Below are 25,545 nucleotides of genomic sequence, written 5' to 3' on the forward strand. Positions count from 1 at the left end.
TATTTAGTTATATGATTCTACGTTGGTTATAACTGGTTTCCCATCTTTATCTAAGAGTACAGTAATTGCTGTACCACCGTCTCCATTACGTATAAGATAATTGACTCCAGTTTCGGTGTCCTGTAATATCTGGATTTGAGTTAATTTTCCCTGTGAATATATCACCTTAAATCTTTCTTCTTTTTCTTCTTTATTTTTCTTTTTTCCAAACATGTTTTTAACCTCTAATTAGTAAGAATTACAATTTTTCAGTTTATTTTAATGTAGAAGACTCAAAAATTTTCTGTACCTCTCTAATTACATCATCAATGTCTGTAATTTCTTCTCTGGCTATTGCTAAGCTCATAGAATCAATGACACTTCTAACACTTCTTGCCATAATTTCTGGTGAAAAATCCCTGTAACTTTTTTCAATCTCCTGGCCATACTTAAATATTTCTATTAACGGTTGATAGATTGTTTTATCTTCTTTAAAGAGCATTTCTCCTTCTTTGGTGCGGCTATTTAATATAATATCTGCTATTGCGACAGTTCTTACCTTATTTTCATTTACAAAAAATAAAGTAGATTCAATATAACTGTTTAATGTATCACAGGCACTTTTATCAATACGCATATGCTGCCCCATATAAGCAGCGGCTTCTTCATAATATTTTGTTACCACGGCCTTCAATAGAAGGTCTTTTGTGGGAAAATGATAAGTAATAACACCTTTACTTACGTTAAGTGCATTTGCAACTTTTCCAATAGAAAAATTTGAAAACCCGATTTGAGTAATCAACTCCATTGTGGCATCTATAATTTTATCTTTTCTACCCAATTCTCCACCTCATAAAATTAGTACGATCGTACTAATATAAAAATGTATTGATGAATAAAAATCTGTTTTATAGTGTCAGGGCCAATTGAATATAACTATAATAAAAAAGTTGTAGGAGCTTTAAATGCTTTAATGCGATTTAATGCAGTCATATTGACATTTTAATTTTAAGTTAGCCCTTAGGGTAACTCGACTAGTCTATTGGAAGAATCCCTTTGGTGTTTCTCCTTTCAGGAAAGGTTCAATGAAAGCAATTAAAAGGTCGGTCTGAGTAATAACAGCCGTATGCGATGTCGCCGGTATAACAGCAAGACGTGAATTTGACAACGGCTTGCCCATATCGCCCATAATGCCACCACCAAGCAGCCGAAACATTGCTATCGTATGTTCGAGGGTTGTCACGTCTGCATCACCAGCAATGATCAGCACAGGGGTTTTCAATTTTTTAACATCTTCTCCCCACGCCATCGGCTCCTTCTCGAGAGCTATCATCTTCTCCACAAGTGCGGGAAAACCATCGGGATTAGGGGCAAGCTTACGATAGTCTTCAGCAAATGGCATGTTGACAATCATCTCAACGGTCATTTGAGGGATAGCTGCCTTGTACTCCGGCTGCCAACCTTCAAGGTCGTAGGCTGCTGAGGCTGCAATAAGTCTTCTGACCTTCTCAGGATAACGGACGGCGAGCTGCAGTCCAACCTCAGCACCCACGGAATAGCCGAACACATCAGCTTTCTTAAGACCTACTTCGCCCATAAAAGCAGCTACATCGTCTGCCAGGTTAGGATAGGTGATAGGGCGTTCAATGTCGGTGGTCCGGTCATGGCCCTGTAATTCGAGTGCATAGACCTTGTGGGCCCTGGCGAGCTCGGGGATTATTTCTCCCATTGATATTATGTTCATATAAGCGCCGTGCAATACGATCAGTGGATCTCCCCTGCCGGAGACTTCATAATACATTTTCATTCCGTTCACATTGGCGTATTTACCTTCTCTTTCAATCAATTTGACATCTCTCCTTTTTATTTAATATCTGTGCTCTAAATACAACTTGGAGGCTATGCGAACCTAATTAAAGTCTCTACAAACCAATAAAAAATATAATATAATATTAAATATATAAAAAGTATTATATATAATTTAATTACATCAAGAGTGTAAAAAATGAACCATAAAACCAGGTTTAAAAGATTTAATAATGAGGTCCATGATATTTTAACTGAAAATATTGGGAAAACAGAAATTAAAATCATAAAATACAACGAAGAGCACTTCGAAGAAGAAATATTTGGTGAGTGTCCAGAAATTAAAGAAAATGAAACAACATGGATTAAAATGACTTATCTTACAGAAGATAAATCTTTAAAAAAGCTTGGTAAATGCTTGAATTTAAATGAACATGTTCTAAAAAGAGTTTTAACATTGGATTATATACCTGATATTGAAGATTATAAAAATTATATTTATTTAACATTAATTGCGTTAAATGTCAAAAAGAAAACCAGAATAGAACGAACACAGATTAGTATCATTTTAGGGAATAATTATGTAATTTCAATACATCCGGACAATGCTGAAATATTGAACCCAGTAATGAATAGATTAAATGTCCGTGAACATAGTATTAGGACTAAGGGGGCTGATTATTTAGCTTACACTCTTGTAGATACTATTCTGGATTCTCAAATAATTACCTTGAAAGAACTTGAAGGTGATCTTTCAAAGGCAGCTGAAAATATAATGGATGAACCATCTAACGAAAATTTTAGATTAATTCATACATACAGGACTGAACTGGATAAAATAAGGTATAACATCCTCCCACTTCAACAGATAATCAACAGTATGGAGCTAACTGAATCACCTTTAATAAATCAGTCAACCAGCACTTTTTTAAGGAATTTTCAAAGCCATGTAACTCAAGTAGTTACTAGAATTGACACATTATCTGGTAGAATTACTGAGATACGTGATATATATAATTCGTCAATGAGCAGAAGGTTAGATGAAATTGTCAGGGTTTTAACTGTGGTAACAGTATTATTTGCTCCAGGAACTTTCATTGTAGGAATTTATGGTATGAATTTTCAGTTTATCCCTGAACTTGGACTGCCCCTTGCATACCCACTTGTTTTACTTATAAATTTTGTACTTATAATCAGCCTGCTCATATACTTCAGGGGAAGACACTGGATATAATTTTTAAATTTTATAATTCATTAATTCTATTTTAAGGTTAATTTAAGAACTAATTAGGTTAGATATATAAAAATAAGTTTATTAAATGTTCATCATTGCATTAGGTTTACATTTAAATTTTTTGAAATTTAATTAAGCCTCTTCACAGATTTATTAGGTATGTATATAATGGAAGTTAGTTACTATAAAAAGCTTAAATTTCGTTAAAATTGACTAGTTTTGGCCCTATGGTCGTTATATTTAGTGTAATAAAAATCATGAATTAATTGAAAAGTTTAAAAAATAGTGGTAAATGGAATTAAGCTGTATTTTTTTTCGGCGGTCTTGATCTTTTAATAAAGACCCCTATAACTCCACCAACTGCAGATATAATTCCGAAAATAATGCCCATGATTATCCCAACTGGAATTCCTCCTGTAATAAACATAATAAACAAAGCTGCATTTGTTCTATTATCAAAAGTAAATGCTCCAGTATTATAAATAAAAGTATTCATGATTACTCCAATTAAAATGAAAATAAATCCTCCTACAAATCCTGCAACTGCCCCATTAATTGCAACATTGTCCCTATCACTGCTTGTTAAATGACCTATAATTGAAACATGTTCAGTTTCACTATCAGTTAAATAACCTATAATTAGCCCGGCTATTAAAAACCCTATAATTCCCGCAAATAATCCTCCAATAACAACTTTTCCCAGGACTATACTTAGAATCAGAGCTATAATGATCCCTAAAATTATAGATTTCCAGTCATTCACTTAAACCACCTCTTATAACTATTCATCTTTTATTAATAAATTAATATACATGTTTTAATTTTAGTTTTCAAGTATCTTAGATGAATTTTTTTAGATTGGCTGGCCTGAGCAGGATATATTATCATTAATACTCATGTCCATGATCCTGTGCATGAGTTATACTTCCTGTTAAATTGCAATTTTAATTGATTACATGGGATTTTAAAAAAATGCAATTTACTTAACCAGACACACGAAAATGAAACGATATTATTTACACAACCTTATGGGCATGAGCGATAATATGTTTAAACAAAATTAAAAGTAGGCAGATTATTTTTTTAATGCAATTTGAAATAATGGCTTTTAATATCTCTATTTTTAGTATCCTCATGACAATAAATAGAATATTTTTAGTTGTATGGTCGCTATGATTAAAAAAAGATAAATTATTGAATTTATCTTCTGAATATTAATTGAATGGTCTTTATTTATACAATTGGCTAATTTTATTCCTTAAAATATGGGCATAACTATTTATGCAGGAGTACAAAAAAGATGTTTAATATTAAGATGGGGGTAGACTTAATGGACTTGAATATGTTATGGCTTGTACCTGTAGCTTATTTTATACATATTTTAGAGGAATCACCGCGTTTCGTGCCATGGGCAAAGAAATATCTTGGTGCACCTGAGACATTTGGCCAGTTCGTTCTTGGAAACGTTATTTTCATGGTTTATGTTCTTATATCAGTGTCTCTTGCAATCTTTTACACCAGCCAGTGGACGCTTGTTCTTGGATTGGCCGCTGCAGCATGGATATTTTCAAATTTTTTAATTCATGCAGGGTATACATTGTATACTGGCGAATATTCCCCTGGTGTTGTGACTGCAAGTGCTGTATATGCTCCTGTTTCAGTGTATATTTGCTATAGCTTTTGGGGATCTGGAATGCTGAATGCATTAGATTTTATATTGGCTATTGTAATTGGTTTTGCAGTGATGTATGTTCCAACATTTATACAGATGAAGAAAAATGGAAAATTATAGGAGAATAAACCCTACTAATTTATGCGAGGGTAATATTTTCCTTCTTTGAACATTATAACGAATTATATTTAAAAATAAAAGGGATTGCAAACTCCTTAATTAGTTTGCTAATTTTGTGCCGAAATATTTATCATAATCATTATTTGTTGCATTTGTTTCATTGATAACCTGTTCAACACTCAGTATATTTGGAAATCCGCTGTTATATCCGTTTCTCCACCCATAGTATTTGATTTTATATGTTCCCCCAACTTTTAACTGGTTAAAAATATCCCTTGTATTGAATTTCTGGAACAGGAAGTTTTCATTATTAAAGAATCCCTCACTTTCATTTGTAACAAGCATTAATTTATTTGCATTGTCTATAACTATTCTACCATAGTCATTGGCAACTATTCCGGGCTTAGGTTCCCATCCTTGAACTTTAATTATTTTTTCCTGTACAGATGGCACTTCATAAGCATTCCACCAGTATACACAACCAATTGGATAGACTACTATGACTGCTACAATAAAAGCTAAAATAAACGTTATAAATATTGATCCCTTATGATTTGGTCCCCTGTGATGTGATTCATCGTGATATGGTTCTTTGTGATGTGACTCTTTAGGATGAGGTTCTTTGTGATGTGGTTTCTTAGGGGATGATTCTTTATGACGTGGTTCCCTATCCTTCAATTTTTTCCATCTTACTACTGCTACAACTGTAGCGATAATTAACGGGATTACTATGTATATGCCGGCCTGTATCAACAGTCCTTCTAACCAACTTGGTGCTGCAAACATTTTTATTCTCCTTCCTATTTCTTATGATTAAATGAGTTATATCGTTGAATATCGGGCGCAATTGGCCTATTTTACTCAAAAATTTAATAAATTTAATTTTTGTTTATAAAATTCCTTTTGACCATCAGTTACCTATTTTTATTCAATTTCCATCTGTGTTATACTTATCTTGGTGAGCTCCTTGTGTAAACATTACTTCATTGTTTTATTATTTAATAAATATTATCATGTTCTTTAAATATATTAAACAAGCCCATTAAACACCTTTTTACTTCTTTTCCTACGAATTAACAGACTTATAATTATTAAAATTAACATAAAAGCGCTCAAAAATAAGACTATTTCAAAATTATTATAGATAATACCTGCTAAACTAAAAAGACTTATTGCATACAGGGCTACCCCAATTTTTCCCCTGACTTTTTCTTTTTTAGTCAGGCTATCTTCTGGAATTATAAATGAACGAGCGTTAATACACATGCTTACGGTTATTACTGCAATTAATACGTAGAATAATGTTATATTTTGCACAGGAGCTAAGAAATATTCTCCAACCAGCATCAATACTAAAACAAGTGCTAAAAAAATATAAAACGCCTTATGATTACTTTTAAAATAGTTTGCAGTAGCTAATATTACGCCTAAGGCAATAAATATCGGACTTATAGGTGCATTACTACTATGGAATAGCCACAATAACCCTAATAATATAAATATAATACCTTGAAATCGTGAACTCTGCCGTTTTGTCATATTTAAAATCCCTTTAATATTTCATTTAGAAATTAAAAAGTTATTTTAATCTTATTGAACCTTCAAACTATTGAGAATAATGCCAAATTTGGCTTTTTCTTTATCAAATCCTTTATCTGAAGCTTGGAGTGTAATTAGATATGATTTACCGTCTTTTACAAAGTAAATCAGTGTAAATCTCATTAACTTACTGAAATTAGGGTTATTTACAACATACACATCTTCATAAGCTGTTTGGTTATCTATTATAATTGTATAGCTTGCAGTTTTATTTCCTCCAGGAATTATGCTTTTTTGCATTCCCTCGATTACCGTTTGCTCTGATATATCTGTATCGTTCATTATCTGGATATTAAACGCTGTAGCTTTAAATGCAACCTCTTCATAGGCAGAAATCATATCGCTTCCATCGGGGTTCTTACCAGTATCTACCCTCCAGTTGTAGGGATACTTAAAACTAACACCATGAGCAGAAAATGTCTTTGTGGATACGTTAGCAACTGTATTATAGCTTGTATCATTAACACCATAATTTTTATTTGGGGCTGTAAAACTGTCAAGGTATATGCATCCTGAAGTTAAAATAACAAAAGCTAGAAGCCCTGATACTATTCCGATATATTTTTTTTGCATTTAAACCGCCTGCTTGTATACGAGTTATTTTTTTACTTGAAGTTGTTACTAAATCTGCATATGCACTTTCAATTTAAAATAAGGGCAGATTTTTAAAATCCAATTTCACACTAAATATTTTAAGCTGTCCATAATATCTAAGAAACAATTAGCATTCAATAAGCTTTAAAAGCACTTAATTGTTTCTGATATTTATTTTTCTTATTTTAAAGATTGATTTTACTTTTTTGACAGTTTAGCGCAAGTACATAAAAAGATTATGGAAACAGAACAAAAAGTTATTAATACTTAATAAAAAACAGTTGAAAAATAAGATAGAATAGCATATGCTATCTTATTAACGCAATTTAATGTAAAGGTGTTAACATTTTAATTTTTAGCTGGCTCTTGGGGCGATATTTGGCTTGTTTTAACCATGCAGTTGTTATATAATGAAGTTTTTTTAATTGGTAATACATAAATTTGCAATATAATCTATAAAAAAGTTCAACATAAGTTACACTTGTTCAGAATTAGTTAAAGGTATAAAAAAACACCTAAACTTGTAAAATAGTATTGAAAAGAAATAGCTTATCATAATGGACTTCTAAAATCATTACAAACAATTCCATCTAATTTTAAATCATTAAACGAAAATAATAATTTTAAATTCTCTAAAAAGCAATATTTTTTAATATTTTCTCTAATTACATCTTTATTTAATGTTTTAAAATCCCATTAGAACACTACATCGGACTAATTTAAAAAGAAAAAGGATTGCAAACTCCTTTTAGTATGCAAATTTTGTACCGAAATATTTATTATAATCATTGTTCGTTGCATTTGTTTCGTTTATAACCTGTTCAACACTTAATATATTTGGAAAGCCGCTGTTGTACCCATTTCTCCATCCATAATATTTGATTTTATAGGTTCCCCCAACTTTTAACTGGTTGAAGATATCCCGTGTATTGAATTTTTGGAACAGGAAGTTTTCATTATTAAAGAACCCTTCACCGTCCTTTGCAACAAGCATTAATTGGTCTGCATTGCTTATAACCATCCCACCATAGTTACCGGAGACCATTCCGGCCTTAGGTTCCCATCCCTGAACTGTAATTATTTTTTCCTGTACAGATGGTACTTCATATGCACTCCACCAGTATACGCAGCCGAGTGGATAAATTACTACGGCTGATACCATAAAAGCTAAAACAAACGTTATAGCTATTGATAACTTCTTTGATTCATTGTAATAGGGTTCTTCGTAATATGGTTCATCAGGATATGCCTTGTGATGTGGTTTATCCTTCAATTTTTTCCATTTTACCAGCCCTAAAATTACAGCGATAAGTAAAGGGATTCCTATGTATATACCTGCCTGTATTAATAGTCCTTCTAACCAATTTGGTGCTATAAACATTTTTATTCTCCTTGTTTTTTCTGATTTAATGATTCGCGTTAAACGTCGACAATTAAATTAGTCTTTGTCGAATAAGAATAAAAACATTACCTTTTATATTAAAATATGAAGAACTTAAGCTTAATTTCGTTAAACCTAACTTGTTTCTAGTCGTATGGCCCTTATATTTAAGTGATAATAAGGTTCTCATTTTTGCATTGGATTATCCATTTGGGACCTAAACTATTTTTTATGGTAATTTTTAAAAAATGGTAAAAATTTTGTATTAGGTAACTAATTTTATATTCCTTAATTAATATAATAACCATTAGAATTAATTTCTGGTTGTCAGAGTTGATCTGGTGGTAATATAATGGAGCAAATAGAAATGTTGAAACATGTGGACGCGCAGGGGAGGGTAGTACTCCCTAAAAAATGGAGAGATAAACATTTGAAAGATCCTCATTCTGTAGTAATGATGGTAAAAGACGGTGAAATAGTTGTAAAAGCCAATGAACCTGAAGATATAAGCGATCTCATAGATTCAGTTGAACTGAATATAAAGTCTGATTTAGGAGATTGGGACGAGGTCAGAAAAGAGCTGTATGATATAGGTCAAAAGAAGAGAAGGATGTGAAAACTTGAAAATGGTGGACGCCAATGTTTTCATCCACGGCATACTAAAGCCGCGCAAAAACATCTCAAAAAACAATAAAGAGCTGAAAAAAAGGGCAAATGATCTAGTTTTAAGGATAAATAATGGAGAGCCTGTTGGAATTTGTGTAATTCAGTTATCGGAAGTTATACGCGTCTTCGAAAACCTTAAAGAACATGAAATTGCTTTTAGGCTTCAAAAATTCTTTTTAAAAAGTCCCACAATCAAGAAATTTCCTGTTTACGGGGAAGACCTCCTGCACGCGCATAGCATCGTTGATAGATATATGGACAATAAAATTAGCTTTAACGATGCAGTAGCTTACAGCGTGATGAAAAGGGAAGATATTGGGGAGATTTATTCTTTTGATAAACATTTTGATATTTTTGATGATATTAAAAGGCTTGAAGAATAAATTCTGGTGTTTTTTTAGTAACATTGTTTTATTCGTTAAATTTGAATAATTCGCCGCATGTTCGCTGAATTTTAGCAGCAGAAAAATGTGCAGGTTTTTTAGTGTATTTAAATTCATTAGTGTAATTAAGTAAACTAAAAATTCAGGTGAAATGAAATACACTTGTGTAATCAGGTAAATTTTAAATGGTAGTATACGTAAATTCATTAGTGTAATTAAGTAAACTAAAAATTCAGGTGAAATACACTGATGTAACTAAATGGGGGATTATATGCCAATTTTACCATTAGGAATTCCGACAGATTTGGATAAATATTTTTACAACCGTGAAAAAGACTTAATAACACTCAAATCCTTTTTAAATACACTTACTCAGGATGTAGCTAATCAAGTGTTAGTTACAGGATATAGGGGCGTTGGTAAATCATTTTTATTGAAGAAACTGCTAACAGAATCACCGGATAATATTCTCACGGCATATATAGACATATCTAAAATATTCGGTATTCAAAAAGGCAAGATAACAGAAGAATTAATAATGAACAGCCTTTTAGAAGCAATGAATGAGTCACTGCGAGAAGATATGGATGATTTGACAAAATCATATGATATAGTTAAGGATCTTATAAGAAAGATCTGGCAAAAGAAATTTGATTTTAAAGAAGCAGGGACAGCTATGGGAATAGCAATTCCTGATATTAAGGATAACTATGAAAAACTCAGTAAATTTGTAATGGAATTCCCTCAAAGAGTGGTTGAGCTTTCAAATGGAAAAATAAATGGTTTTGTAATAGTAATCGATGAATTTCAATTTATCGGTGAATTAGAGTCTCCAGAAGCATTTTTCTGGTTGTTCAGGAGTTATACTCAGGAACAGGATAACGTGAGCTATATTTTTACAGGGTCAACATCTGCCTCCAGTGATATTGTAGCTAAAATAAATGGTATAAAAGGGGCTTTTGGGGGTAGAATGACCCAGTATACTGTTGACCCATTCACAAGGGAAGAATCTGAAGGTTATTTAAAAGAGAAAGTATCAGAGTTAAAATTTACTGAAAGTGGTTTAGAACGATTTTATAAATGCACAAGGGGATACCCTGCGTATATAAACAGCTTCTGCAATACAATGTCTGGAGATGTAGAATATGATGAGGAACTGGTTATCCAGACATTCTATGAAAAGATTGAACAGATTGCTGTTATGTGGACCGCAGTATGGGCCACACTTTCAGATAAAGAAAAAGACATCATTACAACCCTTATTGAAAACGGGCCATTAAGCTGGAGTGATTTACTGGCCGGAGTAGATTTTTCCAATAAAACGCTTGCAAAATATGTGAATATAATAAAAAATAAGGGCATACTGTCTCACGCAGATAAAAAATACATGATTGAGGACCATATGTTATCTGCATGGTTGGGGTATAAGAAAGAACGGGATGGGTTTTATCCGCCTTAATTTTAGTGCGTTAAACTCGACTATAACGAAGTTTAAAATTTAATCTACAATTAATTTTTTCTCTAATTTCCTCATATATTTTTTTCATGCCTAGATGATTTATATCATAAATATCCGAATAATATATATTTTAACCTTATTTTTTTTTAATGATATGATAAACTAGGCTATAATTCATTTATTATACTATTTTAAACCTATAAATATAACTAGTGGTAAATTAGGATATAATATTGAAATAAAATCAAAATAAGTATTTTATACTCATAAAAATTTAAATAAATTCACTTAAAGTTAAATTACAATGATTAATCAATGAACAAATATTTATATAACTTATTTTGTTAATATTTTTAATAATGATAAATAACTGGCTTAAAAAAGATGAACGGTATACAGATAATCCTAAACTTTTCATTTTTGACTTAACTGAAGATAATTCTGTTGATATAAATGATTTAAAGGAATTTTTAGCTAATCAGGTTTTAATACACTTAACAAATCCAAGTAAATTAATTAGAGTATTTAATGACAAGCCAACTGTGGACTTGAAAAATCATATATTAAACTTGAAATTGCCTCCTGAGAATGCAAATTATAGTCCGAGACAGTCTATCTGGGCAGAAATTGTATCTGCTGAAATTTTAGAGAAAATGAATGACTGTTTTCTTCCAGTTTATAAATTACGATTTAAGGAAAGTCCAGATAAATCTATGCGGGGAAAAGCAGATGTAGTCGCTTGCAAGATTTTAGATGATATGCCAACAATTGTTTTTTCAGAGGTTAAATCAAAAACGGTGTATGTATCTCCCAAAAAATCTAAAGAATTAGCTATAGAAGCTTTTACAGGTCTATCTTCAAATAATGTTGATTTTCCAGAAATGATAGAATATATGTCTGAAAGAATAGAAGAGTTACCTAATGATGCCCCAAATAAATATGAAATGAGGGATATTTTTGATAATGCTATAGTAAATCCTAATTCTTATTCTAGAGATTTTCATATATTTTTTGTTTTTGAAAAAGAAAGATGGAAAGAAGAATGTTTAGAAGTATTTGATAATGAGAAAATAAATGAACTTCCTAATTTGACAATTAATATTGTTTTAATTGATTCTATGAAAAATTTAATTGATAGTACTTATTTATTAGTCCCAAAAGCCGCTGAGGAAATAGTTTATGGATAAGGAAGAGTATTTACTTAAAAAAGAGAGTGAATTGAAAGATATATTAGATAATAACGTTGAATTAAGGAATTATATTAGTCAAACTTTTGCTAAAAAGATTAATACTCACTTTAAAGAAAAATTTAGTGAAAAATATTTATGGCGGTATGCGTTGTATTTATCATCTAAAGGCGCTACTTTGCTAGAAAATAATCCTGAAAGCCAAGTAGGGATAGAATCACTCAGAATTGCTGCTGAAATATACGAAAATTTATATTATGTTAGTAAATTTTATGACAAAGAATATTCTTTGATACTTTCTAGTTTATGTTACGATATTTCAGGCTATCAAGCAAATGCTAAATGTTTGATTGATAAATTAGTGAATTCTAAGAGTTATTACTCGTTATATGAAAATGAATCGGATATTCTTCTAAAATATGAAAATAAAGTTTTAAAAACTATACAATTATTTTTACAAAAGAAAATTAATTTATTATCCAAGGAAATTAAACATTTTGAACTAAATAATATTGATAATTTTTATTCTCATTATGATGAATTCTTTAAGAATTATATAAATTCTATTAATTCTTTATGTGAATTTATCTTAAATGGTTATGATGAAGAATATTTGGATGAAGTCATAGAAAGCTATGAAGACGCACTTCATAGTGGTAATGTGTTATTAACCCATATTGTAGGGCTTTTTAAAACAAGATTAATGTTACTTAAAAATAGAAATATATGGGATGTAATGGGTAGTCAAATAGACATATTAAACCCGCGTTGGAATAACTATTTAAAACTTTTATCAATGGACATTTATAAATCAGATAAAATTAATGAGGATAATGAAAGAATATCTGTATTTGAATTCTGGAGATCACAATTGAATGCCATTAAAACGGGTGTACTAGTAAATAATAATAATTATATTATACAGATGCCGACAAGCGCCGGAAAAACTTTTATAGCGGAAATCATGATTGTGAATTCTTTAATTAATAATCCTGATTCAAAATGTATTTATATTGCTCCATTTAGGGCATTAACTACTCAAATCGAGGAAAATCTGTCTAATAGATTAGGGAAGCTTGGTTTTATAGTATCTAGCGCATCTGGTACTTATGAAGTAGATGAATATCAACTTTTTTTGGTAGAAAATGCGGATGTTTTAGTTACTACTCCTGAAAAAATTGATTTACTTTATAGACTTAAACCCGAGTTTTTTGAAAATATTTCATTAATAGTAACTGATGAAAGCCATATAATTGGTAATGAAGATGAAAGATCATCATTACTAGAATTATTAATTGTTAAATTAAGAAAAAAACTCGAAAATACAAGATTTTTATTTATTTCCGCAGTAATGTCAGAAAATGATGCAATGGAATTCTCAAAATGGCTTTCAGGTACATCTGAAAATGTAATTTCCTCTCCCAAAATATATGGGAGAGAATGGGAACCCACAAGGAAATTAATAGGCGTATATGAATGGTATCCCGTTCAAAAATCGGGAAAAATAACATTTCCAGATGAGAAGGTAGAAGGTAATAAATCTTTGTTTTTGCCAAATATTATTAAACAAAACGTATATCGCTGTTTAAATCCTGAAACCCAACGGATGAATACTCGAAGATTCCCAAGAAATAAAACTGCTAGGGCAGATGCTGTATCTGAACTTGCTTACAAATTTGTTGACGATGGAAATGTCCTTATATTCACTTCTAGACCTAATTGGGCGGAATCTATTGGAAATGTATTTATTAACTCATTAAAATACAAAGAAATGGCTTCTAAAAATATTAAATCTAATTTTAAGTATAGAAATAATTTAGAATCTATTGAAATGGTAAATAAATGGTTAGGAACAAATCATATTATAACTAAATGTCTTAAGCGAGGTATTGGAATCCATTACGGGCCATTATCTGAACCAGTTAGAAAGTCGATAGAAAAAGACTTCAGAGAAAAAAGGCTTGAAATACTAATTTCAACAAATACCATCGGTCAAGGTATAAATTTCCCCATAAAAACAGCAATAATCCATTCGTTGGAAATAGATCCACGAGAAGACAAAAAAGTTAGTATAAGAGATTTTTGGAATATTGTTGGTAGAGCAGGAAGAGCAGGTAAAGAAACTGAAGGACAAGTGATATTTTTAAATCTAAATGAAAAAGATAAAGAACTGTTTAAAGAATACACTGATAAAAATAATATAGAACCTGTAAAAAGTCAAATATTTAAACTTGTGAAAGATTTATTTGAAGATAGAATAAGTGAAGATATTTTTAATGAAAAATTAGAGGTGTTAATAGAACCATCTTTGTTGAATATATTAATGGAAGAGTCGGTTGATACTGTAGATGAAAATTTTATAAAATCTTTTATTGGTCATAGTTTATTTAAAATACAATTAGAAAATGAAAACTATAGTTTAGATTTACTTAACAATTCAATAATGAGTATTGGAACAAAATTCTATTCAAAAATAGAAGATGAAAAGTTAAGAGAAATTTATTCTAAAACAGGATTCCATTTATCTTCATGCATTAAAATCTCTGACTCTATTAAAAGTAATATAGAGAAACTTAAGTTAATAATCGAGAACGACGATTATAAACACTTATTAAAATGTATTATGATTGTATTTTTAGATATATACGAAATGAATGACGATAAATTTGAAGTATCCATTTTAGAAGGCAATAAAGAGGAATTAAATCTTTTTGTAAACAAATGGATTAAGGGAGCATCCATAGTTGAACTTAATAATTTTTGGAATACTAATTTTTCACAAAATGGTGAGTTAGACGGAAAAATGCAACTTTATATCAATCAATTTTTAGAATACAGGTACCCTTGGGGAGTTACGGTATTTTTACTTATTTTAATATATCATTTAAACATGAATTTTGATAATATGCCCAAAAAAGTTGAAGAGTTACCAGAGAATATTAAAAATTTGCCTGCATTTATTAAACATGGTCTTAATGAACCTATTGCATGTATGTCTAAAACTATAGGGGTTAATACAAGAGAGGCCTGTTTAGAGCTTGCTAATGAATATGATGGGGATTATAAATTTGAAGAATTTATTAAATGGTTCTCAAATATAAATTTATTTGATATAGATGATCTTAATATTTCAGAATATGAAATTAAAAATATTTTATATACCTCTAACAATTTGAATTTCAAAAAATGGAGTTCAGATACGTTTGAAAATATAGAATGCTATGTTCAAGGAATTGTTTATGAAAAAAGTCGTGTTGAATTATATAATCAAATTGAAGTCGGAGCTATATTGAAACTTGAAAGAGATTTTGATAATCTCTATGATATTTACAGCATCAAGTTAATGTATGAAAATATTCAACTTGGTTTTGTTTCAAAGGATATAGCAAAAAAATTAGCTATAGAAATGGATTTAAATGGTAGAAAATTTGAATCTATTATAATTAATAAACCAATTCAGCAATTTTATAGTATAATTGTAGAGATTTATGAAATAGAAAATTAACTTTTAATTTTTAGAAGAATATTAATTGTTTCAAAGCGTAATTGTAAAAAATGAATTTAAGTAAATATTGAACCTAAGAAGACTTTTTGTGAGTTCTAGAAAAACTGGATGAAGCTTGCCATGTTTTAAAGCTCTAATAAGGTTTTTTCTAGTTCTAAAACAAATTTTTTAGCCCGGTTCAATGAAGTGTTTGATTTTGATATTCTAACTTCATATCCCATAACATATTGGGAATTTAATCTTTTTTTATGTTCTAGATCGTAAAGTTCAATAATTTCATCAGTTAAATTATCTATTTCTTCATATTCCTCTTTAGCTTTATCATAATCTTGTAAAATACGGCTTTTTAATTTATCTCTCACAAGAACAATTAAAGCATCAGCAGTTACTCTATGAGATATTTGATCACCAACCTTGAAACCAAGTTTGTTTAGAACAGCATTTGACATATAATACATAGAATAATAAGAGGATACAATTACCCACAAAGGAGAAATATCTTCTTCAAATAGAAAATTAGCAACACCTAAACTTTCATTTGCATTATTCTTCAAAGCATTTATTAAATTATCATCAGGTCTTTGTTTCCTTATATAACCATCTTTTATATCTTGATTAAAATTTCGCTTAGCTATTTCTATTCTTTTAACATCCAACATTTTCCAACACCCTATAATAATCTTCAATACCAAAAAGTATTATATTGGATTTTAATGCCTCAGATACAACACTAAAATCGCTATTCTTAGCCATAGACAAAAAGTCATCAAAATTTAATGTTATAAGGTGTATATCTAAAGGTAACAAGTTTACTATCTTTTCAAATTCTTTTTCTCTCCCTTTTTCTGAGATTATCATTAAATCAATATCAGATAACTTGGATGTAGTTCCCTTGGCATAAGATCCAAAAATTAAAGAGATGAATGGAAATTTTAATGAATTTAATTTCAAATGTATGATCTTAAGGTCTTTATTCTTTTTTAATAAATCTTTACAACGCAAATATTCGGCATGAAATATTAATGGATTTACTTTTTTCAAGAGTAGACATTCATAAGCCCCACCATACTTCTTCAATGAAACTAATTTAGTTTTATGAAGCCTCTTCACAATACGGTAAACATTTGAATAATTCATATTTATATCTTGAGATAATTGCTTAATGTTTGTCTTATTGCAGCCATTATTTAATAAGCCTATAATAACTTTGATAGTGTTATCTTTCATCAGATCACTTAATAACTTGATAGTTATTGCATTTTTGCAATACAATTATTGCATTTTTGCAATACAATTATTGTAATTTTACAATACTATAGATCTACACATTAAAAAGTTTTTTTGTATTTGATATCTAATACTTTCAAAATCAACTTAATTATCACTCATATCAACCTCACACTTCTCAATTAAATTATCCACCTCCTCACTGAAAAATCAACATCCTCTTCCATCAAGCACAAACCAATTTCAACACCTAAAACAGAAGGCTCCACTCTCTCAGGAACTATTCCTTCCCTTGCAGCCTCAACTATATTAGGATACATTGATTCAAATAATTCTGCCTCAAAAAGGTCTGTGACATAGACATTACAGTTTTTTATGTAGATCTTACGGTCTTCTGGGGATTTTGACCTTTCAACGTAACTTATAATTTTCCCAATTTCGTTTTCATTAAGGCCCAAAATCTTGAAGGTCGCAAAATACCTGTTTTTCTCTTTATTGTATCCAATTCGTACCAAATTGGTTTTTTCTGGTTTCATTTAAACCGCCGTTGTATTTTGAATGAATTCAATTCCCTTGTTTTCATACATATAATCATGTATGATTAACTGTAGTATAGTATACAACTAACCTATATAAAGCTTTCATGTATGATATCATGCATATTAATATGCATTCTAATATACATGAAAAAGGGATATTTATATACAATACATGATATAGGACTCATAATGATACTAAAATACGAAAGCACGGTTGGAAAAGCAGACGTGAAAGGAAAATCAAGTAGAGTCATTATCCCTCGTGAAATTGTGAAAATGTTAGGGCTAGAATGGGGCGATAAACTTATCTGGAATGCAGATATTGGGGATAAAGGAGTGACTATTACAGTTAAAGCTGCTAAAGAAGATGAAAAATAATCTAATTTTAAAATAAAAAATTGAATTAATTTATGCCGCCGCCAAATCAAAATGAGTCTGCATCAGAGGCAGGTTAATATCATTGACGGTTTTGGCCACAATAGGCTTTTCTATTTGTTTTTGCCTTACTGGAACCATAAAAGAAGCGTCTACAATAATGGAATCTTCAGTTATCTTGATGATCATGTCCCATTTAATGAGATTTTTCAGTGAAAATTTACTTACATCTAAAGTCTTAGATGCGTCTAATATTTCTAAGGCAACAGGGGAGTAATTAACGTCAAAATCGACTATTATATTGTCTTCGATTTCGATAGATTCTTTATATTTATAATCCTCTTTAATGTGAAGGTATAATGCGTCGTTCTGCACGTCATAATCCTTGTTCAGTTTAAATGTTTTACTCATATTCGCAGCCTTCTTTTTACCGTTTGTTCATATGCTGTTACTACTCTTATAATTTTTTTGGGAGAACTGATAACTGCAATCACGATAATCAGGTCATATCCCTTTTTCGCCGGATGATTGTAATGCAGTTTGAATTTGTTTGAATCTTGTTTAAGTATGCCTTGAGGTTTTTTGCGGTTTAAAGATTCAAAAATCCAATCTTCGGCTAAATCCCTATCACTTATCTTGTCAAGGGTATGATATGTGAGATTGATCTGATCTTTTGGAGTATTTGCTAAAGTCTGCATCACTTTTTCTAAATCAATGTCAGTCATCAATTCATTATTCAGATAAGATTAATATAAAGATATCTATTAGTAATATGGGTGGCGTGGATATAAATCTATTTCTAATCGAACTAAATTTCAATAAAATATTGTTGTATATATCTGAAATCGGCCGGATTCCAGTAGAACATATTGAAATGGATGAAAGTCTTGAAAGTTTCATTAAAATAATAACACCTATTTTTAAGAAAAATAAGGAATACTGCACTATCATAAAACCTGATGTATTTGGTCTATACCTGCTGTGGATTATATGTGAATTTAGAACAATTAACCCGGTTAAAATTTATCCAGAAATGATTCAATTGCCAATAATTAAAGGTCGTTTCTTTGGGGCTAAGAAAAAGAATATAATGAACTGGATCAAAGAAAATCCTGGAATTGAAAAGAGACTGGTTGTTGAAGAATTTAAAAGGCACACCAAAAAACAATCTGAAGGGCCACTTTACCAGCATATTCAGGATCTCAGGTCAATGGGTTTAATTGAGGAAAAAAATAAGAATGAGCTTTATGTTACTTTTTTAGGGTCTGATTTTATTGAATTAATTTAAAATTTTTAATTTAATATTTCTTTAAATCTTCACAATAACTTTATAATTAAATTATTAGCATATATTGTAGTATTATGCCAGTAAAATGCATATTAAATATTATTTTTAAATTTACAGCTTCTAAATTATAATGCTATTTAATTGAGCTTTATTTTAGTAATATATCTAACTAAAACATTCACAGTGCCTAATTATGAGAAAAGTATTTATGTTATTTGCTTAGAATACTAATCATTTTGTTATAGGCAAATGGGTTGAAGAAAATACTGTGTATTTTCTGAACAACAAAATTTTTGTTAAAAAAAATTTTGGAGGTGAAAAGGATTCAAAGACAAATAATATTAATAACAATTACACTGCTTTTTATTGCTATAACCGGCTGCACTGTTTCAGCAGCCGCAGTAAATGATAATGATACACAATTATCCGTTAATACAGGTACTGCTTCAGTAAATACAAGTGTTGTGATTTCGGGTAATGTCAAGAGATGTTCAAATGGGGATAATTTTCAAGGTGTTACAGTCACAGCTTTTAAAAATGGGGTTAAATTAGCGAGTACAACTACAAAGGCAGATGGTACATACACTCTAAACTTTCAGAGTGCAGATAAAGTTTTCACAGTTACAGCCAGTTATCCTGGACATAAATCCGCCAGTAAAACAGTTACTGTAAATAATAAATTAGTAGGGACAGCGAACTTCCAGTTAGGAATGGACAGTGTTTATGTATCTCCTATAGGAAGTGATACAACTGGTATTGGAACTTTAGATAATCCGTATAAAACTATACAGAAAGGTCTGGACAATGCTAATCCTGGAGGGACCGTTTATATTGCAAATGGGACTTACACATTAAGCAGCTTCTCAATCAGTAAAGATGTTCATATTGTAGGTGCAGGCCAGGAAAGTACTATTTTAAATGGATGTTCATTTTATATTCCGGCATCTATTAATTTTACAGTTACAAATTTAACAATGAAAAAAGATTACTATAATATCCCTTCTATTTTCAATTCGAGAGGTAGTTGCTATATTATAAATTGTACTTTTATAGGTATTGAAAGAAACAGATATCCTGCCATCTACAATTTGGGCACCTGTTATATTGCGGGTTGTACTTTCATAGGTAATAATGCAAGTGAATATGGAGATGTTATGGGCGGCGGTGCTATTTGCAACCTGGATACTATTACTGGTTTGAGTGGTTGTACTTTCACTGGTAACACGGCATTTATTGGCGGTGCTATTTGGAATAAAGGGACTATTGACTATATCATTAGATGTACTTTCACCGGTAACTCTGCAATAAATCCAAGAGGTACTGGTGCTGGTGGTGCTATCTGCAATCAGGGGACTATTGATTATATGAATGGGTGTACTTTCACAGATAATTTTGTAACAGGGACTCGTGATTCTGATGGCGGCGCTATTGCCAATACATATTATTGGGAAAAGGGATATGGTGGACGTATTAACATTGTAAGCGGCTGTACTTTCATGGGTAACAGTGCAACTTATGGTGGTGCGGTATTTAATAATGATAGGGGAAGCTATATTAATTTGAGGGATTGTTCTTTCATTAGTAACACGGCAAGTGTTGGTACTGAAATTTATAATATGGGTACTGTAGCTGCTGAATACAACTGGTGGGGTTCAAGCTCAGGTCCATCTTCCAGTCAACTTTACAATGTGCAAGTTAGTAAATGGTTGAGAGAACCCATTGGTCTAGGTTTAGGATCACCGAATCATGATAGTAATGGAAATGAATCAAGTAATGGAACTTACAATACAGTAAACGCCGCAGGCAAAACAACAGAAACAATAGGGCTCCAGGAAACAGGTATTCCTTTAAATTATCTATTAATGGCAGTTTTAATGGTTTTAAGCGGTTTAGTGGCTTCAAAAAGAAAATAATATTCTTTACTTTTTTTATTTATTAAACTAAACTCTCTATTTTTTTAGATTAAATAAATCTATAGCTAGCAATCACTGGTTTAAAATTTTAATAACTATACTGCATCAATCAATAGAATATCTTGAAAACAAGTATCGATTCGTAAAAACCTGCCCAAAATAAACATGTAACTGGAATTGCAGTTATTTAATACTATTTGGATTTATAAATGATATAAATAAAATAACGTTCTAAATTATTAATGGATTTAAATTATAAAACACATTTAAGGGACGAGTGGTATGGTTAAAAAATTAGCAGTATGTGATAACTGTGATTATAAAGGCGTTGCAGATGTAATTGAAATGGAAGACAGCGACGACAAATACTGGGATTGTCCAAGCTGCGGCAAGCGGCACATAAACGAAGGGACTGTTATTTAAAAAGAACAGCTGCAAAAAATGGGCATTTTCTGCTGATATCTGCAGTAAACGGCATCTCAAAGTAAAATTTATTAAACTGCCTTTTTTATGTTTTACGGCTGTTCATTTGTTTATGACTTTTAAAAATATGACCAGATACACCACAAAAATCAAGATATTAACAAACAGCCTTTTCCAGAATAGATGCCTGAGGAACAGGTAATCTACAGTAACTATTATAATAACAAATATCACTACAGATGCTATGTTCCTGGATGTTGGTTTAACTTTTTTCATGTTTTAATATCCTGTTTTAATATTTAAATCTTCCTCATTTTCATTTATTAATCTTTAAGATGTTTTTAGCTTTTTTAGTGAATTCAAAATCAGGTTCTAGTTCCAGTACCTTTCTATAGCATTCTAATGCTTCTTTGCATTTTCTGAGTTCTTGAAGGGCATTTCCTTTATTATGCCATACGTTAACATCATTATGGTCTAATTCAAGGGCAGCATTATAGCAATCAACAGCTTCTGGGTATTTTTCAAGCTTTGTAAGGGCATTACCTTTGTTATTTAATATATCAATGTTGTTGGAATCTAGTTTTAAGGCTTTGTCATAATATTCTACTGCAGTCTGATATATCTTCATTTTTGCAAGTACATTTCCTTCACAGTACATGGCTTGAACATTTTCAGGATCTATTTTGAGTGTTTCATCAAAACATTCCACTGCTTGGGGGTATGCTTTAAATCCTGCAAGAATAATGCCTTTATTATTTAACGCAGTAACATCTGTAGGTTTTATTTTAAGCGTTTTTTCATAGGGTTCTACTGCCTTTTGATATTCTCTGAACTTCTTGTATCCAAAAGCAGCTATTGCTGTCAAAAATATTAAAAGTACGGCAAATATGTAAAAATCAGGACCAATTGTAAATACCGGTTTAAATAAGTAGATATATGCAGTTATCGTCCAGCTATATATGGTCAAGCTTAATAGGGCAATATAAGAACTTTTATTCAATATGAAGTACTCATAATCTTGAAATATGCCAGACATGCCCATTAAAACAAGTGAAACACCAAAAAATGTATTATGCAACAGTTGTGAAGGTATTCCATTACTTAAAAAAGTCAGCAAAGATTCAATTAGGAAAAGAACGCCTACAGCAATTAAGAACTTTCTTCCTTTATTCTTCATTAAATTTTGCCTCGTTTTTTAATTTAATTAGTCAAATTCTGTTAGAAATTGCATTTTACTGCTTAATCTCCAATTATATATGTTACTTATTTAGATCAGGACATGGTTTTAAATATTCACCAGCTGCTTTTCCAAGGTAACTGCCAATAGCTGCAGCTAAAAAATACCCTATAACTGCTCCAATTATAAGATAATAATCTACAGTTGTATTTAAACCCATTATTATTCCAATATATCTTGCTAAGATGGTGTATATAACCGCAACTATTCCTTCATAAATTCCATAAAGCATCTTTTTTTCTCTAGCTAAAAATGCGGTTACAAACCCTCCGGCAGCAAAGAAGATTGTTGCCATTAAAAAATAGGTTATTCCCATAGAAATTTTTAGATGAAAAGAACCAAAAAGACTCATAAGGACAATAGTAACTAAAATTCCAGCTATAATTGTGATGATTGGGTGAAGATTTCTGTTTAAATATTTCATTTTGAATGATTTTCTGTTATTTCCCTCTGTCATTTTCCCAATGAAACCACCAATAGTTGCAGGTAAAAGCATTTCAAAAATTATACCAACTAACGCAATTAAGAAGTATATATAAGTTGTATGGATTAGTGACACTAAACTGATAAACATAATTGAGAGAATTATTCCTTCATAAATTCCATATCGTATTTTTTTTTCTTTGGCAAAATAAGTAGCTATAAATCCTCCAATTATAGATATGGCAAAATTTGTGGCTGCCGATACCAACGCATTTCCACTAAACAATTTTATTGAAATTATAAGTAATATAATGCCTGCAATTATCCCCAAAATTATCGAAATGACTGGATGAACTTTCATAAAATATATCTCCTATTTTTTTGTATTAATCGTTGATATATATTTATTTTTTTATGTTTTAAGGTTAAAAAAAGGGATAAAATCATCTGGGACAGTGATGTATCCAGTAAGGTGAGGTAGTCACTTTTTCGGTTAAAAAAGAAGATGAATGATCTGTAGGTTAACTAACCGTCGTAAATTCCAGTATTCAATATTTTATTCATTTTACTTTCATCTTTCTTCTCTATTTTGATTTTAACTATGCAGTTACCTCTTTCTTTAACAGCAGGGCGTTCGCATTTTTTATCCAGATAATCAAATATCAAGCAGGGTTTACTTGATAAAAGAGTTTCACAGGAAGATAACCTGAGATTTTCGATTTTATCTATGGTAAAAGTTTTAGGGGCTAAACGACTGGGCATTCCATCATTATGTTCAAGATAAATCTTGGGATAAATTCTTATGTAGTTTTTATTCATCTCAATGTCATTGTCACCTGTTTTAAAGCATCCTACAACGTCTTCTATGTTATACCCACATTTTATACAGTATTTATTATTGTATTTCTCATTTTCACATGTTGGACAGTATTTAAAAGTAAGCCGGGCTTTGTTGTGTAAATCAGGTTCGGGCTCGCAGACTGCAAGTATTGCGAAGCATATGAAAAAGAATACAGTAAAAGGCCAGTAATACTGGTTGTAATATCCTGAAAAGTAAGTTAAGGCCATTGCTAACAAAACAACGTAAAAACCAATTAGCTTATAGCTGGAAGTTTTAAGATATTTTTTTCCAGTTTCTAAATTCTCACCACACGATTTGCATAATTTAGAATTCCAATTTTTTAACCCGCATTGGGGGCAGTAAATAACTCTGTTTCCCTGCATGATCTTATTTACTTTTTTTCCAATAGGTACTCTGTTACTAATTATTCCGCCAATAATGCCGATTAGGCCTGCAATAACTCCGAATATGAATGAAAAAGATATAAACATAATTATGATGGCGTCTTCCCCTATATTTCCTAAAATAAATTCAAAAGCCACAAATGCCGCTGCAGATATAATTCCTGCGCAAGCACCATACCTTGCCATTCGTTTACTGGTAAAATAAGTGGCTATAAACCCGCCAATTAATGGTGCGACGAAATTGAGAATTCCAAAAGCCAATGAATTATAAAATACCAGTGCTGAAATTCCAAGAAGAGTTATAGCTATAACTGCTCCTAGAATTATAGATTTTATTGGATGTAATCTCATAATTAATCTCCCCTATTTTCTGTATTAATTTTTCATGACTATTTATATCTTTATAATTTCACATATGGAAAAAAGGAGAAATTGCATCTTTGAGATTATCTTAAACAAATAAAAATCTGCCTGAAATAATTTTAACATTTAAATGTTGATTAATTCTTTTAATATCAAAATTTTTAAGGTTAAAAATTATATTTAATTTTTTTTATCATTTAAATAAGAATTAAAATTTAATGTATCTTTATTTTTTAATTATTTAAATAATTATGGATTTATTTAACATAAAAACAAATTTTAAGCGTTAAAATAATTACATATTTACAAAACTTATATGTTTTTTAATATAAATTTTTAATAAAATTTATAAATGAGTTATCCCTTACCAAAGAACATAATTTATTAAAAATTGAGTGAAACTGCAAAATTTTTAATTTTGGATGGGGATTTTCGAGTAATTTATAAAGGGGATGTAAAATTTAAAAAACAGGCATTAATTTTAATATTAACCCTTATTTTAGGGCTTATACTGTGCAACGCCGTATCAGCAGCAGGTTTGGCTAATTCATCATGGCCTAAAAGTGGGCATGATTTGAATAATACTGGTCAATCGCAGTATAACGGGCCGCAGACAAATGCCACCAAATGGAATTACACAACTGGAGGTAGATTATTTACGGCCCCTGTTATTGGCAGTGATGGAACCATATATTTTGGAAATTTTGATAAGAATTTGTATGCGTTAAACCCTAATGGGACACAAAAATGGAATTACACTACGGGAAGTTTAATATTTTCGGCTCCCGCTATTGGTGATGATGGAACCATATACTTTGGAAGTGCAGATAAGAATTTGTATGCGTTAAATCCTGATGGAACGCAAAAATGGAATTACACCGCAAAATTAGGTATAGGTTCGGATATAACCATTGGAAACGATGGTAC

General features: G+C 30.6%; 29 protein-coding genes. 12 read left to right on the forward strand and 17 right to left on the reverse strand.

The genetic code is table 11. From position 1 onward, the window contains the following. Positions 1-3 precede the first annotated feature (3 nt). From EJ01_RS10965 to EJ01_RS10975, 3 genes are all read right to left on the reverse strand, one after another. A complete protein-coding gene (locus EJ01_RS10965) occupies positions 4-213 on the reverse strand; it encodes a DUF6440 family protein (protein WP_048082940.1) in 210 nt (69 codons plus the stop codon). A gap of 40 nt (positions 214-253) precedes the next feature. Next, positions 254-820, reverse strand: a complete 567-nt coding sequence (locus tag EJ01_RS10970; protein WP_084689206.1) for a TetR/AcrR family transcriptional regulator — start codon at positions 818-820, stop codon at positions 254-256. Between the two features lie 198 nt (positions 821-1,018). Next, positions 1,019-1,825, reverse strand: a complete 807-nt coding sequence (locus tag EJ01_RS10975) for an alpha/beta fold hydrolase (RefSeq protein WP_211251464.1) — start codon at positions 1,823-1,825, stop codon at positions 1,019-1,021. A 159-nt stretch (positions 1,826-1,984) separates the two neighbouring features. On the opposite strand from EJ01_RS10975, the gene EJ01_RS10980 reads away from it, so the two are divergent. Further along, positions 1,985-3,019: a CorA family divalent cation transporter gene (locus tag EJ01_RS10980; RefSeq protein WP_048082938.1), complete on the forward strand. Its 1,035-nt coding sequence runs from the start codon at positions 1,985-1,987 to the stop codon at positions 3,017-3,019. A 298-nt stretch (positions 3,020-3,317) separates the two neighbouring features. Here EJ01_RS10980 and EJ01_RS10985 read toward each other — a convergent pair whose 3' ends face one another. Continuing rightward, positions 3,318-3,782: a DUF5518 domain-containing protein gene (locus EJ01_RS10985; RefSeq protein ID WP_048082937.1), complete on the reverse strand. Its 465-nt coding sequence runs from the start codon at positions 3,780-3,782 to the stop codon at positions 3,318-3,320. A gap of 567 nt (positions 3,783-4,349) precedes the next feature. Between EJ01_RS10985 and EJ01_RS10990 the strand changes: the two genes are divergently transcribed. Further along, a complete protein-coding gene (locus EJ01_RS10990) occupies positions 4,350-4,811 on the forward strand; it encodes an HXXEE domain-containing protein (RefSeq protein ID WP_048082936.1) in 462 nt (153 codons plus the stop codon). A 99-nt stretch (positions 4,812-4,910) separates the two neighbouring features. Here EJ01_RS10990 and EJ01_RS10995 read toward each other — a convergent pair whose 3' ends face one another. The 4 genes from EJ01_RS10995 to EJ01_RS11010 all read right to left on the reverse strand — a co-directional run bounded on the left by EJ01_RS10995 (position 4,911) and on the right by EJ01_RS11010 (position 8,385). Next, positions 4,911-5,597, reverse strand: coding sequence for a hypothetical protein (locus EJ01_RS10995; protein ID WP_048082935.1), 687 nt, complete (start codon positions 5,595-5,597; stop codon positions 4,911-4,913). Between the two features lie 243 nt (positions 5,598-5,840). Continuing rightward, on the reverse strand, positions 5,841-6,350 hold the full coding sequence (locus EJ01_RS11000; RefSeq protein ID WP_048082934.1) for a hypothetical protein: 510 nt from the start codon (positions 6,348-6,350) through the stop codon (positions 5,841-5,843). A gap of 51 nt (positions 6,351-6,401) precedes the next feature. Further along, on the reverse strand, positions 6,402-6,983 hold the full coding sequence (locus EJ01_RS11005; protein ID WP_048082933.1) for a PsbP-related protein: 582 nt from the start codon (positions 6,981-6,983) through the stop codon (positions 6,402-6,404). Positions 6,984-7,752: 769 nt separating this feature from the next. Further along, positions 7,753-8,385: a DUF1523 family protein gene (locus EJ01_RS11010; RefSeq protein WP_048082932.1), complete on the reverse strand. Its 633-nt coding sequence runs from the start codon at positions 8,383-8,385 to the stop codon at positions 7,753-7,755. 352 nt (positions 8,386-8,737) lie between these two features. Between EJ01_RS11010 and EJ01_RS11015 the strand changes: the two genes are divergently transcribed. From EJ01_RS11015 to EJ01_RS11035, 5 genes are all read left to right on the forward strand, one after another. Next, positions 8,738-9,001, forward strand: a complete 264-nt coding sequence (locus tag EJ01_RS11015; RefSeq protein ID WP_052376098.1) for a hypothetical protein — start codon at positions 8,738-8,740, stop codon at positions 8,999-9,001. A 10-nt stretch (positions 9,002-9,011) separates the two neighbouring features. Further along, a complete protein-coding gene (locus tag EJ01_RS11020) occupies positions 9,012-9,434 on the forward strand; it encodes a type II toxin-antitoxin system VapC family toxin (RefSeq protein WP_245611218.1) in 423 nt (140 codons plus the stop codon). A 271-nt stretch (positions 9,435-9,705) separates the two neighbouring features. After that, positions 9,706-10,893, forward strand: coding sequence for an AAA family ATPase (locus tag EJ01_RS11025; RefSeq protein WP_048082930.1), 1,188 nt, complete (start codon positions 9,706-9,708; stop codon positions 10,891-10,893). Positions 10,894-11,252: 359 nt separating this feature from the next. Further along, positions 11,253-12,080, forward strand: a complete 828-nt coding sequence (locus tag EJ01_RS11030) for a hypothetical protein (protein ID WP_048082929.1) — start codon at positions 11,253-11,255, stop codon at positions 12,078-12,080. Beyond that, positions 12,073-15,585: a DEAD/DEAH box helicase gene (locus EJ01_RS11035; protein WP_048082928.1), complete on the forward strand. Its 3,513-nt coding sequence runs from the start codon at positions 12,073-12,075 to the stop codon at positions 15,583-15,585. The genes EJ01_RS11030 and EJ01_RS11035 overlap by 8 nt, the downstream gene beginning before the upstream one ends. A gap of 125 nt (positions 15,586-15,710) precedes the next feature. Here the strand turns inward: EJ01_RS11035 and EJ01_RS11040 are convergent, their stop codons facing one another. The 3 genes from EJ01_RS11040 to EJ01_RS11050 all read right to left on the reverse strand — a co-directional run bounded on the left by EJ01_RS11040 (position 15,711) and on the right by EJ01_RS11050 (position 17,348). Then, on the reverse strand, positions 15,711-16,244 hold the full coding sequence (locus tag EJ01_RS11040; protein ID WP_048082927.1) for a hypothetical protein: 534 nt from the start codon (positions 16,242-16,244) through the stop codon (positions 15,711-15,713). After that, entirely contained in the window at positions 16,231-16,812 is a 582-nt protein-coding gene (locus EJ01_RS11045) for a nucleotidyltransferase domain-containing protein (RefSeq protein ID WP_048082926.1), read from the reverse strand. Before EJ01_RS11045 ends, EJ01_RS11040 begins: the two co-directional genes overlap by 14 nt. Before the next feature lie 182 nt (positions 16,813-16,994). Beyond that, positions 16,995-17,348, reverse strand: a complete 354-nt coding sequence (locus tag EJ01_RS11050; RefSeq protein ID WP_048082925.1) for a hypothetical protein — start codon at positions 17,346-17,348, stop codon at positions 16,995-16,997. Positions 17,349-17,540: 192 nt separating this feature from the next. Between EJ01_RS11050 and EJ01_RS11055 the strand changes: the two genes are divergently transcribed. After that, positions 17,541-17,729, forward strand: a complete 189-nt coding sequence (locus EJ01_RS11055; protein WP_048082924.1) for an AbrB/MazE/SpoVT family DNA-binding domain-containing protein — start codon at positions 17,541-17,543, stop codon at positions 17,727-17,729. A gap of 30 nt (positions 17,730-17,759) precedes the next feature. Here the strand turns inward: EJ01_RS11055 and EJ01_RS11060 are convergent, their stop codons facing one another. Further along, the gene (locus EJ01_RS11060) at positions 17,760-18,137 is read right to left on the reverse strand and encodes a DUF2283 domain-containing protein (RefSeq protein ID WP_048082923.1); all 378 of its coding nucleotides are present in this window, start codon (positions 18,135-18,137) and stop codon (positions 17,760-17,762) included. Beyond that, positions 18,134-18,451: a hypothetical protein gene (locus EJ01_RS11065; protein WP_048082922.1), complete on the reverse strand. Its 318-nt coding sequence runs from the start codon at positions 18,449-18,451 to the stop codon at positions 18,134-18,136. The genes EJ01_RS11060 and EJ01_RS11065 overlap by 4 nt, the downstream gene beginning before the upstream one ends. A gap of 56 nt (positions 18,452-18,507) precedes the next feature. Here EJ01_RS11065 and EJ01_RS11070 point away from each other — a divergent pair, with 56 nt between their 5' ends. The 3 genes from EJ01_RS11070 to EJ01_RS17315 all read left to right on the forward strand — a co-directional run bounded on the left by EJ01_RS11070 (position 18,508) and on the right by EJ01_RS17315 (position 21,350). Continuing rightward, positions 18,508-19,014: a hypothetical protein gene (locus EJ01_RS11070; RefSeq protein WP_157197666.1), complete on the forward strand. Its 507-nt coding sequence runs from the start codon at positions 18,508-18,510 to the stop codon at positions 19,012-19,014. A gap of 314 nt (positions 19,015-19,328) precedes the next feature. Beyond that, positions 19,329-20,927, forward strand: coding sequence for a carboxypeptidase regulatory-like domain-containing protein (locus EJ01_RS11075; protein ID WP_169740463.1), 1,599 nt, complete (start codon positions 19,329-19,331; stop codon positions 20,925-20,927). Between the two features lie 282 nt (positions 20,928-21,209). Next, positions 21,210-21,350: a hypothetical protein gene (locus EJ01_RS17315; RefSeq protein WP_157197665.1), complete on the forward strand. Its 141-nt coding sequence runs from the start codon at positions 21,210-21,212 to the stop codon at positions 21,348-21,350. Between the two features lie 102 nt (positions 21,351-21,452). On the opposite strand, the gene EJ01_RS17555 is transcribed toward EJ01_RS17315, so the two are convergent. From EJ01_RS17555 to EJ01_RS11090, 4 genes are all read right to left on the reverse strand, one after another. Then, entirely contained in the window at positions 21,453-21,626 is a 174-nt protein-coding gene (locus tag EJ01_RS17555; protein ID WP_169740464.1) for a hypothetical protein, read from the reverse strand. 40 nt (positions 21,627-21,666) lie between these two features. Then, the gene (locus EJ01_RS16615; RefSeq protein WP_052376100.1) at positions 21,667-22,527 is read right to left on the reverse strand and encodes a tetratricopeptide repeat protein; all 861 of its coding nucleotides are present in this window, start codon (positions 22,525-22,527) and stop codon (positions 21,667-21,669) included. 82 nt (positions 22,528-22,609) lie between these two features. Then, complete coding sequence (locus tag EJ01_RS11085) at positions 22,610-23,371, reverse strand: hypothetical protein (RefSeq protein ID WP_048082919.1); 762 nt, start codon at positions 23,369-23,371, stop codon at positions 22,610-22,612. A 164-nt stretch (positions 23,372-23,535) separates the two neighbouring features. Further along, positions 23,536-24,606: a YrzE family protein gene (locus EJ01_RS11090; protein ID WP_048082918.1), complete on the reverse strand. Its 1,071-nt coding sequence runs from the start codon at positions 24,604-24,606 to the stop codon at positions 23,536-23,538. A gap of 403 nt (positions 24,607-25,009) precedes the next feature. On the opposite strand from EJ01_RS11090, the gene EJ01_RS16620 reads away from it, so the two are divergent. Beyond that, positions 25,010-25,545: outer membrane protein assembly factor BamB family protein (locus EJ01_RS16620; RefSeq protein WP_211253434.1), on the forward strand; the 536-nt coding region annotated here is incomplete at its 3' end.

The sequence above is a fragment of the Methanobacterium veterum genome (assembly GCF_000745485.1).
GTDB classification, from domain to species: Archaea; Methanobacteriota; Methanobacteria; order Methanobacteriales; family Methanobacteriaceae; genus Methanobacterium_D; species Methanobacterium_D veterum.